This is a genomic window from Janibacter sp. Y6 (assembly GCF_040900765.1).
GTDB classification, from domain to species: Bacteria; Actinomycetota; Actinomycetes; order Actinomycetales; family Dermatophilaceae; genus Marihabitans; species Marihabitans melonis.
In genome coordinates, this window is the sequence record NZ_JAKLYZ010000001.1 from 711,628 (window position 1) to 724,483 (window position 12,856).

At 73.9% G+C, this 12,856-nt stretch carries 14 protein-coding genes; 4 read left to right on the forward strand and 10 right to left on the reverse strand.

All coding sequences use genetic code 11. The features are described 5' to 3' along the window. Positions 1-15: 15 nt before the first annotated feature. The 6 genes from L6241_RS03280 to L6241_RS03305 all read right to left on the reverse strand — a co-directional run bounded on the left by L6241_RS03280 (position 16) and on the right by L6241_RS03305 (position 4,168). Entirely contained in the window at positions 16-975 is a 960-nt protein-coding gene (locus L6241_RS03280; protein WP_368244810.1) for a bifunctional riboflavin kinase/FAD synthetase, read from the reverse strand. A 50-nt stretch (positions 976-1,025) separates the two neighbouring features. Next, positions 1,026-1,979 (reverse strand): tRNA pseudouridine(55) synthase TruB, encoded by a 954-nt coding sequence (gene truB, locus L6241_RS03285; protein WP_368244811.1) that lies wholly within the window; start codon positions 1,977-1,979, stop codon positions 1,026-1,028. Then, complete coding sequence (rbfA, locus tag L6241_RS03290) at positions 1,976-2,419, reverse strand: 30S ribosome-binding factor RbfA (RefSeq protein ID WP_251719736.1); 444 nt, start codon at positions 2,417-2,419, stop codon at positions 1,976-1,978. The genes truB and rbfA overlap by 4 nt, the downstream gene beginning before the upstream one ends. A 70-nt stretch (positions 2,420-2,489) precedes the next feature. Then, on the reverse strand, positions 2,490-2,825 hold the full coding sequence (locus tag L6241_RS03295) for a hypothetical protein (protein WP_368244813.1): 336 nt from the start codon (positions 2,823-2,825) through the stop codon (positions 2,490-2,492). 142 nt (positions 2,826-2,967) lie between these two features. Continuing rightward, positions 2,968-3,399: a hypothetical protein gene (locus L6241_RS03300; protein WP_251719734.1), complete on the reverse strand. Its 432-nt coding sequence runs from the start codon at positions 3,397-3,399 to the stop codon at positions 2,968-2,970. 121 nt (positions 3,400-3,520) lie between these two features. After that, positions 3,521-4,168 (reverse strand): hypothetical protein, encoded by a 648-nt coding sequence (locus L6241_RS03305; protein WP_368244815.1) that lies wholly within the window; start codon positions 4,166-4,168, stop codon positions 3,521-3,523. Positions 4,169-4,274: 106 nt separating this feature from the next. Here L6241_RS03305 and L6241_RS03310 point away from each other — a divergent pair, with 106 nt between their 5' ends. The 3 genes from L6241_RS03310 to L6241_RS03320 all read left to right on the forward strand — a co-directional run bounded on the left by L6241_RS03310 (position 4,275) and on the right by L6241_RS03320 (position 6,776). Then, positions 4,275-4,841, forward strand: a complete 567-nt coding sequence (locus L6241_RS03310; RefSeq protein ID WP_251720905.1) for a hypothetical protein — start codon at positions 4,275-4,277, stop codon at positions 4,839-4,841. A gap of 97 nt (positions 4,842-4,938) precedes the next feature. Continuing rightward, positions 4,939-5,532 (forward strand): copper chaperone PCu(A)C, encoded by a 594-nt coding sequence (locus L6241_RS03315; RefSeq protein ID WP_368244817.1) that lies wholly within the window; start codon positions 4,939-4,941, stop codon positions 5,530-5,532. Continuing rightward, the gene (locus tag L6241_RS03320) at positions 5,529-6,776 is read left to right on the forward strand and encodes a Dyp-type peroxidase (RefSeq protein WP_368244818.1); all 1,248 of its coding nucleotides are present in this window, start codon (positions 5,529-5,531) and stop codon (positions 6,774-6,776) included. The genes L6241_RS03315 and L6241_RS03320 overlap by 4 nt, the downstream gene beginning before the upstream one ends. A gap of 75 nt (positions 6,777-6,851) precedes the next feature. Here the strand turns inward: L6241_RS03320 and infB are convergent, their stop codons facing one another. The 4 genes from infB to rimP form a co-directional block, all read right to left on the reverse strand. Beyond that, positions 6,852-9,770: a translation initiation factor IF-2 gene (infB, locus tag L6241_RS03325; RefSeq protein WP_368244819.1), complete on the reverse strand. Its 2,919-nt coding sequence runs from the start codon at positions 9,768-9,770 to the stop codon at positions 6,852-6,854. A gap of 133 nt (positions 9,771-9,903) precedes the next feature. Continuing rightward, positions 9,904-10,248, reverse strand: coding sequence for a YlxR family protein (locus tag L6241_RS03330; protein WP_083968753.1), 345 nt, complete (start codon positions 10,246-10,248; stop codon positions 9,904-9,906). Continuing rightward, positions 10,241-11,299 carry a transcription termination factor NusA gene (nusA, locus tag L6241_RS03335; protein ID WP_123092806.1) on the reverse strand — a complete coding sequence of 353 codons (1,059 nt, stop codon included), beginning with the start codon at positions 11,297-11,299 and terminating at the stop codon, positions 10,241-10,243. The genes L6241_RS03330 and nusA overlap by 8 nt, the downstream gene beginning before the upstream one ends. A gap of 7 nt (positions 11,300-11,306) precedes the next feature. Beyond that, on the reverse strand, positions 11,307-11,861 hold the full coding sequence (rimP, locus tag L6241_RS03340) for a ribosome maturation factor RimP (RefSeq protein WP_251720909.1): 555 nt from the start codon (positions 11,859-11,861) through the stop codon (positions 11,307-11,309). A 132-nt stretch (positions 11,862-11,993) separates the two neighbouring features. Here rimP and L6241_RS03345 point away from each other — a divergent pair, with 132 nt between their 5' ends. Then, complete coding sequence (locus L6241_RS03345; RefSeq protein ID WP_368244820.1) at positions 11,994-12,851, forward strand: hypothetical protein; 858 nt, start codon at positions 11,994-11,996, stop codon at positions 12,849-12,851. Positions 12,852-12,856 lie beyond the last annotated feature (5 nt).

Consider the following 12,856-nt stretch of genomic DNA (forward strand, 5'->3'; position numbering starts at 1 on the left):
ACGCGGCCGCGACGATCAGGGCGCGGTGACGCCGAGGACGGCGCGGGTGCGCTCGACGTCGGTGCTCATCGCGTCGAGCAGCTCGTCGACGGACGAGAAGCGCAGCGTCGGGCGGATCCGCTCGACGAGCTCGACGCCGACCTGCTCGCCGTAGAGGTCGAGGTCGGTGCGGTCGAGGACGTAGGACTCGAGGACACGACGGACCCCGTCGAAGGTGGGGTTGGTGCCGACCGAGACGGCAGCGGGCAGGCGCCGGTCGGGGTGCCCCTCGGGCAGCCCACGACGCACCAGCCAGCCGGCGTAGACGCCGTCGGCGGGCAGGATGCCCAGGCTGTCCTGGCTCATGTTCGCCGTGGGGTAGCCCAGCTCGCGCCCCCGGTGCTCGCCGTGGACGACCTCGCCGACGACCCGGTGCGGGCGGCCGAGGATCTCGCCGGCCGCCGCGACGTCGCCCTCGGCGAGGAGCCGGCGCACCGCGGAGGAGCTCCATCGCTCGCCGTCGCCGACGTCCTCGATGACGACGACCTCGAAGCCGTGCTGCTCGCCCAGGGTGCGCAGCAGGTCGACGTCGCCGGTGTAGCCCCGGCCGTACCCCTTCGTGTCCGCGCCGACGACGAGGCAGGTGGCCCCGAGGCCCTCGACGAAGGTGGAGACGACGAAGTCCTCGGCGGTGGTCTGGGCGTACTCCCAGGTGAAGGGCACGACGAGGACGCCGTCGACGCCCAGCTCGCCGAGCAGCTCGTCGCGCAGCGCCCCGGGGGCGATGAGCTCGGGCGCCCGCTCGGGGTGGAGGACCTCGACGGGGTGGGGGTCGAAGGTCACCGTGACGGTCGGCAGACCGCGCTCACGTCCCTCCGCGAGGAGCCGGTCGAGGATCGCGCGGTGGCCGCGGTGGACGCCGTCGAAGTTGCCGAAGGTCGCCACGCACGGACGCAGGGCGTCCGGGGTGGCCTCGGGAGTGGTCCATCGCTGCACAGCAGCACACTCTACGAAGTCGGGGGGCAGCACGCCGCGCCCGCCCGCCCTCAGCTGCCGGCCGGGGCGAGGACGACGTGCGCCCGCACCCTCGCGCCGGACTCGTCGAGGACCGCGACGAGGGTGCCGTCGGGCCCGATGGCCGCGACCGGCTCGGTGCGGCCGGGCTGCTCGGAGTCGATCCGCTGGCCGTACCCGAGGGCCCGGGCCTGGGCCTCGTCGAGCCGCCGCACGGCGAGCGAGGCGGCCGCCGCGTCGGCGAGCGGGACGAGCGGCATGCTCGCCTCGAGGTCCTCGGCGCGCGCGGTGAGCTCGGCGAGGTCCTCCGCGTCGTCGAGGTGGTAGCCGCCGACGCGGGTGCGGGTGAGGGCGGTGAGGTGGCCCCCGACCCCGAGCGCCTCGCCGAGGTCGCGGGCCAGCGCGCGGATGTACGTGCCCGAGGAGACGACGGCGCGCACGTCGAGGTCGACGACGGCGGTGCCGTCGTCGGCGGTCACAGCACGGCGGTCGAGGACGACGAGCTCGGAGACCGTCACCGGGCGGGCGGGCAGGTCGACCTGCTCGCCGGAGCGCACGCGGGCGTAGGACCGCTCGCCGTCGACCTTGATCGCGCTCACGGCGCTCGGGACCTGCTCGATGTCACCGGTGAGGGCCGCCACCGCCTGCGCGACCGCGTCGTCGGTCACCGCGGCGGCGTCGACGCTCGCGGTGACCTCGCCCTCGGCGTCGTCGGTGACCGTGCGCTGCCCGAGCCGGATCGTCGCCGTGTACTCCTTGTCGCACCCGACGAGGAAGGTCAGCAGCTTCGTCCCGCGCCCGACGCCGATGACGAGCACGCCGGTGGCCATGGGGTCGAGCGTGCCGGCATGACCGACCTTGCGGGTGCCGTACAGCCCGCGGCAGCGGGCGACGACGTCATGGCTGGTCCAGCCCGCCGGCTTGTCGAGGACGACGAGACCGTCGCCGGCGAAGGGGCGACGCGGGCGCGAGGCGGGGCGGCTCACCCTTCGCTCTGGTCCGCGTCCTCGCGAGGCTTCTTGTACGGGTCGGCCTCGCCCGCGTACTGCGCACCGGTCGCGCTCTGCGCGAGCTGCTCGTCGCGCTCGCGGGTCTGGCGCAGCACGTCGTCGAGGTGCGACGCGGTCTCGGGCAGCGCATCGGGGATGAGCTCGAGGGTCGGGGTGAGCCGGATGCCCAGCTGGCGGCCGACGAAGGAGCGCAGCTTGCCCTGGTTGGCCTCGAGGACGCGCCCGCTGCGCTCACGCTGGGCGTCGTCGCCGAAGACGGTGTAGAAGACCGAGGCGTGCTGGAGGTCGCCGGTGACACGGACGTCAGTGATCGTCACGAAGCCGAGGTCGGGGTCCTTGACGATCGACTCGAGGTTGCCGGCGATGACCTCCTTGATGCGGTCGGCGATCTTGCGGGCGCGGGCCGGGTCAGCCATGAGGGCACCTCCGTGAGTCGGGACAGGACGAGGACACGGTATGCGATCCCGCGTCCCGCGCGGGCACCGGTCAGTAGTCGCCCGGGACGTCGTACAGGCCCGGGATCGTGCCGAGCAGGCCGGCGACGAAGGCGGCCGCGACGAGGAGCAGCCCGGTGCCGCCGAGCACGGCCCCCGCGATGAGGAGCGGGCGGTGGCGCGAGTCCTCGGCCCCGCGTGCCTGGGTGAGGCCGACGACGGCGGCGACGAGCGCCGCGACGGGGAAGATCCAGCCGATGAACCAGCAGCAGCAGGACGCGGGGATGCCGACGATGCCGAAGACGATCGAGACGATGCCGAGGATCTGCGGGGCAGGGGTGCCCGGGCTCTGCGCGCCGCCGGTCTGGGCGTAGGGGGTGCCGGGCACGTGCTGCGCCCCGTGCGGGACCGGTGGGTGGGCCGCACGGGGAGGCACCTCCGGGTACGGCACGTCCGGGCGCGCCGGTCGCCCGTCGCCCGGGACCCCGCCGGGCTCTCCCGGCCCGGGCGGTGGCGACGGTGTCACCCGCTCACGAGCCGGTAGCCCAGGCTGCGACGCTGCGGGCGTGATTGACGGTGTTGTTCGCCCACGCCAGTGTCTGCGGACCCGCCGCGGGGACTTGGGTCACGTGGTAGTGGTTGCCTTGGCGCACCTCAACCTCGACGTACCCGGTGACCCGAGTTTCCTTCACAGCGAGGAAGAGGAGTCCGAGAAAGCAGACGAAGAAGAGCAGGATCGCGCAGATGATCGCCCAGGAAGGCATGTACTGCTCCGTCCGCGAGTTGTCCCGCACGGTCCATACAGAGCCGGCCATCGGGAATGACCGACCTGGCACGTAGACCGTCGTCGAGTCGTACGAGATATCGCCGATCGTCCCGAGGATGTCACCTCCCCCATGCCGACCGGGCACCAGCTCCTGTCCGAAACGGCCGAGCTCGTGGTCGCCGTAACCTGCTGACATTCCATCGCCTTTCCCTGGTTGCCGTTCCGCGCCATGTGTACCAAGAGCGGGGCGTGGACGCATGCGCGCCTACGCCCCGCTCAGGTGGCTCAGGGTCGTGTCACCCCTGCTCACGTCCCATCTAGGAGTTCATATCCCACGTCGCGTTGAAACCCCCATTGCTGAGGGACCACACGATGCCCACAAGCGACAGGATTGTCGCGAGCGCTCCCAGCACGATGCCGACGATCGCGAAGGTCTTGCTGTTCCCGGTGCTCGGCTGGGTCTTGAGCTTGCTGAGGCCGAGCCCGCCAGTGATGACTGCTCCCAGACCCAGGACGAGCCCGAGGCAGCACCAGCAGAAGATGAAGGAGGCGATGCCGAGAATCATCGACGTCAACGACAGCGTCTCAGCCTGCGACCGACCGCCGCTCGGCGCGCCGTACTGGTTCGGTGCGTTCCCATACGGGCTCGCCTGCGGGGCGCCGGGACCGGAGCTGCCGTAGGAGGCGCCCGGGGCGCTCGGGTAGGACGAGCCGGAGGGGCCGGACGGGGGCGGCGTGGAGCCAGAGCCGGGGGTGGAGCCGGAGCCGGGGGTGGAGCCGGAGCCGGGGGTGGAGCCGGAGCCGGGGGTGGAGCCGGAGCCGGGGGTGGAGCCGGAGCCGGGCGTCGAGCCCGAGCCCGAGGGGTACGGCGACGAGCCGGTCGGGTCGTAGGGCTGGTTGCCGCCGCTGCCGGGCGGAGGAGGAGGCGTGGTCACGAGGATCCCCTGAGAGGTGTTGACGGACACGGTCGGTCGTGCTGCCCGGAGTCTAGGTGGGCCCACCTGGCCCGGATCGGCGAAGGGGCGTGGGCGGCGCGTCCCCCCCGCAGCCGGACCACCTAGCCTGGGGGCCATGACCACCGGACGGCTCCCCGTCGTGAGGACCGTGCGCAGCCTGGCCCTCACGACGAGCGCCGTGGGTGCCGGGCTCCTCGCCCACTGGCACGCCGGCGGGACCACACCCCACCCGGTCGCGCTGCTCGTCCTGCTCCTCGTGCTCACCGTGCCGGTGGCGCGGCTCAGCGCACGGCAGGTCTCCCCGGCCGTCGCGACCGTGGTGCTCGGCGCGGGCCAGGGGGCGATCCATCTGCTCGGCGCCCTGGGGGGCACCACCTCCTCGCACGCGTCGTCGCACGGCGGCCACGAGGTCGTCCACCTTGGGCCGATGCCTGCCGGCTCGCCCGACGGCGGCGGGCTGACCATGCTCGGGCTGCACCTCGTCGTCACGCTCGCCCTCGCTGCCCTCTGGTCGCGCGGCGAGCGGGCCCTCTTCGCCGTCGTGCGCCGGCTGCGCCCGCCGGCGCTCCCCCGCTGGTCGGTGCCAGGAGCACCGGCGGTGCTCGTCGCGGTCGTCGCGCTGCGAGCGCGCAGCCTGACCCGGTGGCACCCGAGCCGGGCCCCACCTCTCCCTGTGAGCTGATCCCCCTTCGCGCCTCCCGGCGCACCACCGGACGCACCCCGTGCACCCGGCCTTGCCCGCATGCCGCGGGCCCCATCGCTCACAGGAGAAGACACCCATGCGCACCACCCACTGCCGCGCCCTGCGCGCGCTCGTCGGCCTCGCCGCCGTCACCACCCTCGCCGCCTGCGGGTCCGGCGAGACGACCTCGACCACGACGGCCTCGTCCTCCTCGGCCGCCTCGACGTCCACCCCGTCCCTCACCGTCACCGATGGCTGGGTCAAGGCCGTCGACGCCTCGCAGGACATGACGGCCGCCTTCGGCACGCTGACGAACACCGGTGACGAGGACGTCGTCATCACCGGCGGTCGCTCCGACCTCGCCGGGATGGTCGAGGCCCACGTCATGAGCAAGGACGAGAACGGCGCCATGGTCATGGAGGAGGCGAAGGACGGGGACACCGTCCCCGCCGGGGGTGAGCTCGAGCTCACCCCCGGGGGCGCCCACCTCATGCTCATGGACCTCTCGAGCGACGTCGTCGCCGGTGAGGACTACGTCGTCACCGTGACGACGGCGGACGGCCAGGAGGTCGACCTCACCTTCGCCGGCCGGGAGTTCTCCGGCGCCGAGGAGGAGTACGCGCCCGACATGCCCGGCATGTCGCACGACGGGCACGGCGAGACCCCGGCGACGTCGAGCTCGAGCCGATGACCCCCGGCTCCTCCGGGGGCCACGGGCTGCGTCGTCGGACCCTGCTCGGGTCCGGCGTCGGCGCCGCTCTCGCCGGCTCGGCGGCCGTGCTCACGGCCGCCGGCCCGGCGGGGCCGGTCGCAGCCGCGGCCGAGCAGACGTCACCCGGATCGCGGACCGTCGCCTTCTACGGCGACCGGCAGGCCGGGGTGACGACGCCCCCGCAGACCCACACCCGGTGGGTCGCGCTCGACCTCGCCCGCGGCAGCGACCTCGCCGACCTGCGCCGCGTGCTGCGGATGTGGACGCAGGACCTCGCCCGGATCACGCAGGGCGTGCCGCCGCTGGCCGACCACACCCCGGAGCTGACCCTCGACCCCGCTCACCTCAGCGTGACCGTGGGTCTCGGGCGCAGCGCCTTCGCCCGGCTCGGGCGGCTCGACCTCGCGCCGCCGTGGCTGCGCGAGCTCCCCTCCTTCGCGACCGACGCGCTGCAGGACCGCTGGAGCGGGGGCGACGTGGTGCTCCAGATCGGGTCGAGCTCGCTCGAGGCCACGGCCCGCGTCCAGCGGGCTCTCGTGCGGGCGGCCGGCTCGACGACGACCCCGCGGTGGACCCAGGCCGGGCACCGCGGCCCGTCGCCCGAGCCGTCGTGGGCCACGCAGCGCAATGCCTTCGGCCAGGTCGACGGCACCGTGCAGCCGGCCGTCGACGGGCTCGACGACGACCTGCTGTGGCGCGACGCGAGCAGCGGGGCGTGGGAGCACGCGAGCACGCTCGTCCTGCGCCGGGTCGCGATGAACCTCGACACCTGGGAGCAGCTCGACCCGGTGGCGAAGGAGGCGGCGATCGGCCGCCGCCTCGCCGACGGCGCCCCGCTCACCGGTGGCGGGGAGCGCACTCCCCCGGACCTGCCCGCGACGGACGCCGACGGCCTCACCGTCATCGACCCGTCGTCGCACATGGCCCGCGCGATGCCCCGCGAGCCGTGGGAGCGCTTCCTGCGCCGGCCGTACTCCTTCGAGGTGCCCGGTGCCGACGACGTCGGCACGCTCACCCGTGCGCAGACCGCGCGCTCGGCCCACGGCCTGCTCTTCGCGGCCTACTGCGCCGACGCCCACCGCCAGTACGTGCCCGTCCAGCGCCGCCTCGCCGAGGCCGACCTGCTGAACATCTGGACGGTCACCACCGGCTCGACGCTCGTCGCGGTCCTGCCGGGCGTGCACCCGGGCGAGGCCCTCGGCGAGCGGGTTCTCGACGGCTGAGCCGGCCCGGGCACGACGAAGGGGTGACCCTCCCGCGTGGGAGGGTCACCCCTTCGTCGTGGTGAGCCGGGCGCGTCAGGCGCGCGGCTTCTCGCGCATCTCGTAGGTGGCGATGAGGTCATCGATCTGCAGGTCGTTGTACGACCCGAGGTTGATGCCGCACTCGAAGCCCTCGCGGACCTCGGTGACGTCGTCCTTGAAGCGCCGCAGACCGGCGATCTCGACGTTCTCCGCCACGACGACACCCTGGCGCGTGATGCGCGCCTTCGTGCCGCGCTTGATCTCGCCGCTGCGCACGATGGAGCCGGCGATGTTGCCGAACTTGCTCGAGCGGAAGATCTCGCGGATCTCGGCGGTGCCGAGCTCGACCTCCTCGTACTCCGGCTTGAGCATGCCCTTCAGAGCCTGCTCGATCTCCTCGATCGCGTTGTAGATGACCGAGTAGTACCGGATCTCGACGCCCTCGCGCTCGGCGACCTCGGCGTTCTGACCCTCGGCCCGCACGTTGAAGCCGATGATGATCGCGTCGGACGCCATCGCGAGGTTGATGTTGTTCAGCGTGATCGCGCCGACGCCGCGGTCGATGATCCGCAGGTCCACGTCGTCGCCGACGTCGATCTGCAGCAGCGCGTCCTCGAGCGCCTCGACCGAGCCGGACACGTCGCCCTTGAGGATGAGGTTGAGCGTGTCGATCTTGCCGGCGGCGATGACCTTGTCGAGGTCCTCGAGGCTGATCCGCTTGCGCGCCTTGGCCAGCGAGGCCTGACGGTCCGCGGCCTCGCGCTTCTCGGCGATCTGGCGCGCGGTGCGGTCGTCCGGCGCGACGACGAAGGTGTCGCCGGCGCGGGGGACGCTCGACAGGCCGAGCACCTGGACCGGACGGGACGGGCCCGCCTCGTCGAGGGTGTTGCCGTGCTCGTCGAGCAGCGCACGGACGCGGCCGTAGGCGCTGCCGGCGACGATCGCGTCACCGACGTGCAGGGTGCCGGCCTGGACGAGGACGGTGGCGGTGGCGCCGCGGCCCTTGTCGAGGTTGGCCTCGATCGCGACACCGCGGGCGTCACGGTCGGAGTTGGCCCGCATGTCGAGCGCCGCGTCGGCGGTGAGCAGGACGGCCTCGAGGAGGCTGTCGATGTTCTGCCCCTGACGGGCGGAGACGTCGACGAACATCGTGTCGCCGCCGTACTCCTCGGCGATGAGGTTGTACTCGGTCAGCTGACCGCGCACCTTCATCGGGTCGGCGCCCTCGACGTCGATCTTGTTGACGGCGACGACGATCGGCACGTCCGCGGCCTGGGCGTGGTTGAGCGCCTCGATGGTCTGCGGCATGACGCCGTCGTCGGCGGCCACGACGAGGATCGCGATGTCGGTGACCTTCGCACCACGGGCACGCATGGCCGTGAAGGCCTCGTGACCCGGGGTGTCGATGAAGGTCAGCGCACGGTCGACGCCCTCGTGCTCGCGGTGGATCTGGTAGGCACCGATGTGCTGCGTGATGCCACCGGCCTCGCCGCCCTGGACGTCCGCGTTGCGGATCGCGTCCAGGAGACGCGTCTTGCCGTGGTCGACGTGACCCATGACGGTGACGACCGGCGGACGCGGCGAGAGGTTCTCGTCCTCCTCGTCGGCGATGCCCGTCTCCAGGTCGATGTTGAAGGAGTCGAAGAGCTCGCGCTCCTCCTCCTCCGGCGAGACGATCTGGATGTCGTAGCCGAGCTCTGCGCCGACCAGCTCGAAGGTCTCCTGGTCCAGCGACTGCGTGGCCGTGGCCATCTCGCCGAGGTTGAAGAGCACCGTGACGAGCGACGCCGGGTTGGCGTTGATCTTGTCGGCGAAGTCGGTCAGGGACGCCCCCTGACGCACGCGGACGACCGTCGTGCCGTCGCCCCGGGGGACGATGACGCCGCCGATCGACGGCGCCTGCATCTGCTCGAACTCCTGGCGCTTCGCACGACGGCTCTTGCGCTGCTTGTTGCGACCGCCACCGCGACCGAAAGCACCCTGGGTGCCGCCACGACCGCCGGGACCACCGCGGTAGCCACCGGGGCCACCGCCGCCGGGACGACCGGGACCACCCGGGCCACGACCGGCGGCGCCACCACGGGCACCGGAACCGCCGCGGGGGCGCTCACCGGGACGCGCGACCGAGCTGCTCGCCGGCATCATGCCGGGCGTCGGGGCACCCGGACGGGGGCCGCCCGGACGCGGGCCGGCCGCACCGGCGCCGGCACCCGCCGCACCACCGGGGCGAGGAGGACGCTGGCCCGGACGGGGCATGCCCTGGGCGGGGGCGAAGGGGTTGTTGCCGGGACGGGGGCCGCCGGAGCCGCCACCGCCGTCACGACGGGTCCCCATGCCCTGCGAGGAGGCGAAGGGGTTGTTGCCGGGGCGCGGCGCACCGCCACCACGGGTGCTGCCCGAGCGCGGAGCGGCGCCGGGGCGACCGCCACGGTCACGGGCGGCAGGCGCCTCAGGACGGCTGGGGCGCGGACCCGGCGTCGGACCGCCGGCGGCGGGACGGGCCGGGGCCTCGGGCTGGCTGGGGGCCGGGCGCGGGCCGGGCGTGGCGCTCGGCTTGTCCGCGGGCGCGGCCTGGGGCGTCGGGCTCGGCGCGGGGGCCGGGCTCGGGGCAGGGGCCGGAGCGGCGGGTGCCGACTCGGCGGGCTTCGGGGCAGCGGGGGCCTCGGCGGGCTTGGGGGCCGCCGGGGCGGGAGCTGCGGGGGCAGGGGCCGCCGGGGCCTTCGGACCCGGACGGGGGCCGGGCGAGGGGGCAGCACCGGACGCGGGCTTCGCGGCGGGGGCGGACTCCTTGGCGGCGGACTTCTTGCCGGCCGGGGCGGCCGGGGGGTTCTCCTGGACCCGGCGCACGACCGGGGCCTCGATGGTCGAGCTCGCGGACTTCACGAACTCGCCCATCTCCTTCAGATGCGCCAGCAGGTCTTTGCTGGACACGCCGAGCTCCTTGGCGAGCTCGTGGACACGGACCTTAGCCACGTTTCTCCTTCTCCTGGTCCGCGTCGATTAGAAGAAGGCGCGGACCGTCGTCAGTGCAGGGGGATGCTCATCGCTGAGTACTCATCGGGTGCTCATCAGCGTCAAACCCGCTCTCGGTGTCTGTTCGGACGGTTCATCGCTGCGCGTGGTCTGCGACCCAGGACCGCAGGTCGTCGATCCCCCCGGGGCTGCAGCGCAGCGCCCGGGCGAAGGCCCGGCGACGTACGGCGAGGTCGAAGCACCGGAGGTCGGGGTGGAGCCATGCCCCACGTCCCGGCGCCCGGCGGCGCGGGTCCGGCACGAGGACGGTCAGACCGTCCGGGTGCGTCTCCGCGACAACTCGCAGCAAGATCGACCGGCTATCCGTGCCGCGGCACCCGATGCAGGTCCGCAAGGGACCCGAAGGGGCAGCCGGAGCCCGGAGTCCAGTCCGGTCGGTCTCCTCAAGTCTAGCGCGTCCGCCCGCGGCGTCAGGCACGCCCCGCCTCGGGCGCCCCGGAGGGGGCGGTGTCGGGACGGATGTCGATGCGCCAGCCGGTGAGCTTGGCGGCGAGGCGGGCGTTCTGCCCCTCCTTGCCGATCGCCAGGCTCAGCTGGTAGTCGGGCACGATGACGCGCGCCGAGCGCAGCGTGGGGTCGACGACCTCGACGGACTGGACCTTCGCCGGCGACAGCGCGGCGGCGATGAAGTCCTGGGGACGCTCGGAGTAGTCGACGATGTCGATCTTCTCGCCCTGGAGGTGGTCCATGACCGCCCGGACGCGCTGACCCATCGGGCCGATGCACGCCCCCTTCGCGTTGAGACCGGGCACCTTGGAGCGCACGGCGATCTTCGTGCGGTGGCCGGCCTCGCGGGCCAGGGCCGCGATCTCGACGCTGCCGTCGGCGATCTCGGGGACCTCGAGGGCGAAGAGCTTGCGCACGAGGTTGGGGTGGGTGCGCGACAGGCCGATCTCCGGGCCGCGCATGCCACGACGCACGGAGACGACGTAGGTGCGGATCCGCTCGCCGTGGACGTAGCGCTCCCCCGGCACCTGCTCGGCGAGGGGGAGGATGCCCTCGACGGTGCCGAAGTCGACGGTGACGTGGCGCGGGTTGGGGCTCTGCTGGATGACGCCGGCGACGATGTCGCCCTCGCGGCCGCGGAAGTCGCCGAGGACCGCCTCGTCCTCGACGTCGCGCATGCGCTGGACGATGACCTGGCGGGCGGTCGCGGCGGCCACCCGGCCGAAGTCGGAGGGGGTGTGCTCGAACTCGGGACCGACCTCGCGGCGCAGCCGCGGCCGGACGGGCTCGCCGTCCTCGCCGACCTCGCCCTCGGGGGCGGGCTCCTCGACGACGGTCTCCTCGCGCGCCCACACGACGACGTGGCCGTGCTTGCGGTCGAGCTCGACCCGGGCGTGCTTGTAGGCGCCCGGGGTGTGGTGGTAGGCGCCGAGGAGCGCGGCCTCGATCGCCTCGACGAGCACGTCGAAGGGGATGTCGCGCTCGCGCTCGACCGCCCTCAGGGCGTGGATGTCGATGTCCATGGGTGTCCTACCTGCTCTCGTCGGGCTGCTCGGGCTGGTCGCTGGGCGACCCGGTCTCGTCCGCGTCCGGACGGCTGAACTCGACCTGGACCCGTCCGCGGGTGATGTCTGGGAGGGGGATCTCGACCTCGCTCGCCGGCGTCTTGCGCTCGGCGGGGATCTGCAGGCGAAGGGTGCTCGGCGTCACCTCGAGGACGCGGCCGGTGACCGGTCCCCCGTCGGTGCGCTCGACCTCGACGAGCCGGCCGAGGTTGCGGCGCAGGTGCTCGGGGGTCGTCAGCGGGCGGCTCACCCCGGGTGTGCTCACCTCGAGGGTGTAGGGCTGCGACCCGAGCGCGTCGCCGGCGTCGAGGACGTCGCTCACGGCGCGGGTGGCGTCGGCCACCTCGTCGAGAGAGAGCGGCTCCACCGGGTCTGTCCCGCCGAGCCCGTCGAGGGCGCGGTCGACGGTGACCCGGACGACGCGACGGCGCCCGGCCGGCGTCACGGTGACGTCGTCGACGACGACGTCCGCCCCCAGGGCGGGCGCGACCAGCTCGCGCAGATCGTGCTCAAGGCTCATGGGTGGGCCTTCCGTGTGAAGTTGAGGGGCCGGGCTGGCTGGTCACTCTAGCCCGGGAGCAGGGCGCCGCGCACGCCGCGACGGCGCGCTGGCGGTCCGGGAGCGACCCACCGGCCGTGGCAGCATGGCCCGGTGCCCGTGACCCCTTCGCCCTCCCGCCGAGCCCTCCTGCTCGGGACGGTCGCGGCGGTCTCGCTCGGCGGCTGCGGTGTCCGGCTCGAGGACGACGCCCCCGACCTCCCGCTCCTGCCCCGGCGCACCCCGGTGCCCGGCGAGGTCCCCCTGCTCGCCCTGCTCAGCTCGTTGTCTCACGAGAGCGCCGACGACAGCGTGCCGCAGGGCGCGGCCCCCGCGCGGGCGCAGGTGCTGCGCGCCTCGCTCGTCGAGCTCGAGGTGCCGGCGCGCAAGCTCGACGACGCCGAGGCGCGCGTCCCGACGTGGGGCGAGGGCGAGGACGTCGCCGTCTACGAGAGCGCCCTGCGCGAGTGCCCGCCCGGGCTCGTCCAGCAGGTCGGCAGCATGGCCGTCGGCCGCGTCCTGCGCGGTCCCGCGCGGCTGTGGGGCCGCGACGGCGCGGCGGCGTGGTCGAGCACCGACGCGGCCGTCTCGGCCGCCGCCGACACCCGGGCCGCGACGTGGGTGCTCACCGTCGCCGCGGCGAAGGCTTCCGGCACGGAGCAGACCCGGATCACCGACCTCGTCGACGACCTCGAGGACCTCCTCGCCCGCCAGGTGAGCGCCGGCGAGGACGACGGCAGCCGCGCCCCGCTCGGCTACGACCTCGAGGCGAGCACGCGCACCCCGCAGGCTCGCCGCGAGCTCGCGGCGACGGTCCTCGACCGGATGGCCGGCCGACTCGTCGCCCTCCTGCCCGATCTCGCGCAGGACCGGGACGCCGCGCACGAGGTCGTCACGTGGGCCGCCCGGGTCTACCGCCTCGGTCGGCCCTGGGGGGTCACGGTCGACGAGCTGCCGGGCTTCGGGTCCTGAGCCGG

Excerpts from the sequence above, each read along its gene's own strand:
- rbfA (WP_251719736.1), bottom strand. The coding sequence starts at position 2,419 with ATGGCTGACCCGGCCCGCGCCCGCAAGATCGCCGACCGCATCAAGGAG.
- L6241_RS03300 (WP_251719734.1), bottom strand. The coding sequence starts at position 3,399 with ATGTCAGCAGGTTACGGCGACCACGAGCTCGGCCGTTTCGGACAGGAG.
- L6241_RS03310 (WP_251720905.1), top strand. The coding sequence starts at position 4,275 with ATGACCACCGGACGGCTCCCCGTCGTGAGGACCGTGCGCAGCCTGGCC.
- L6241_RS03315 (WP_368244817.1), top strand. The coding sequence starts at position 4,939 with ATGCGCACCACCCACTGCCGCGCCCTGCGCGCGCTCGTCGGCCTCGCC.
- L6241_RS03320 (WP_368244818.1), top strand. The coding sequence starts at position 5,529 with ATGACCCCCGGCTCCTCCGGGGGCCACGGGCTGCGTCGTCGGACCCTG.
- nusA (WP_123092806.1), bottom strand. The coding sequence starts at position 11,299 with ATGGACATCGACATCCACGCCCTGAGGGCGGTCGAGCGCGAGCGCGAC.
- rimP (WP_251720909.1), bottom strand. The coding sequence starts at position 11,861 with ATGAGCCTTGAGCACGATCTGCGCGAGCTGGTCGCGCCCGCCCTGGGG.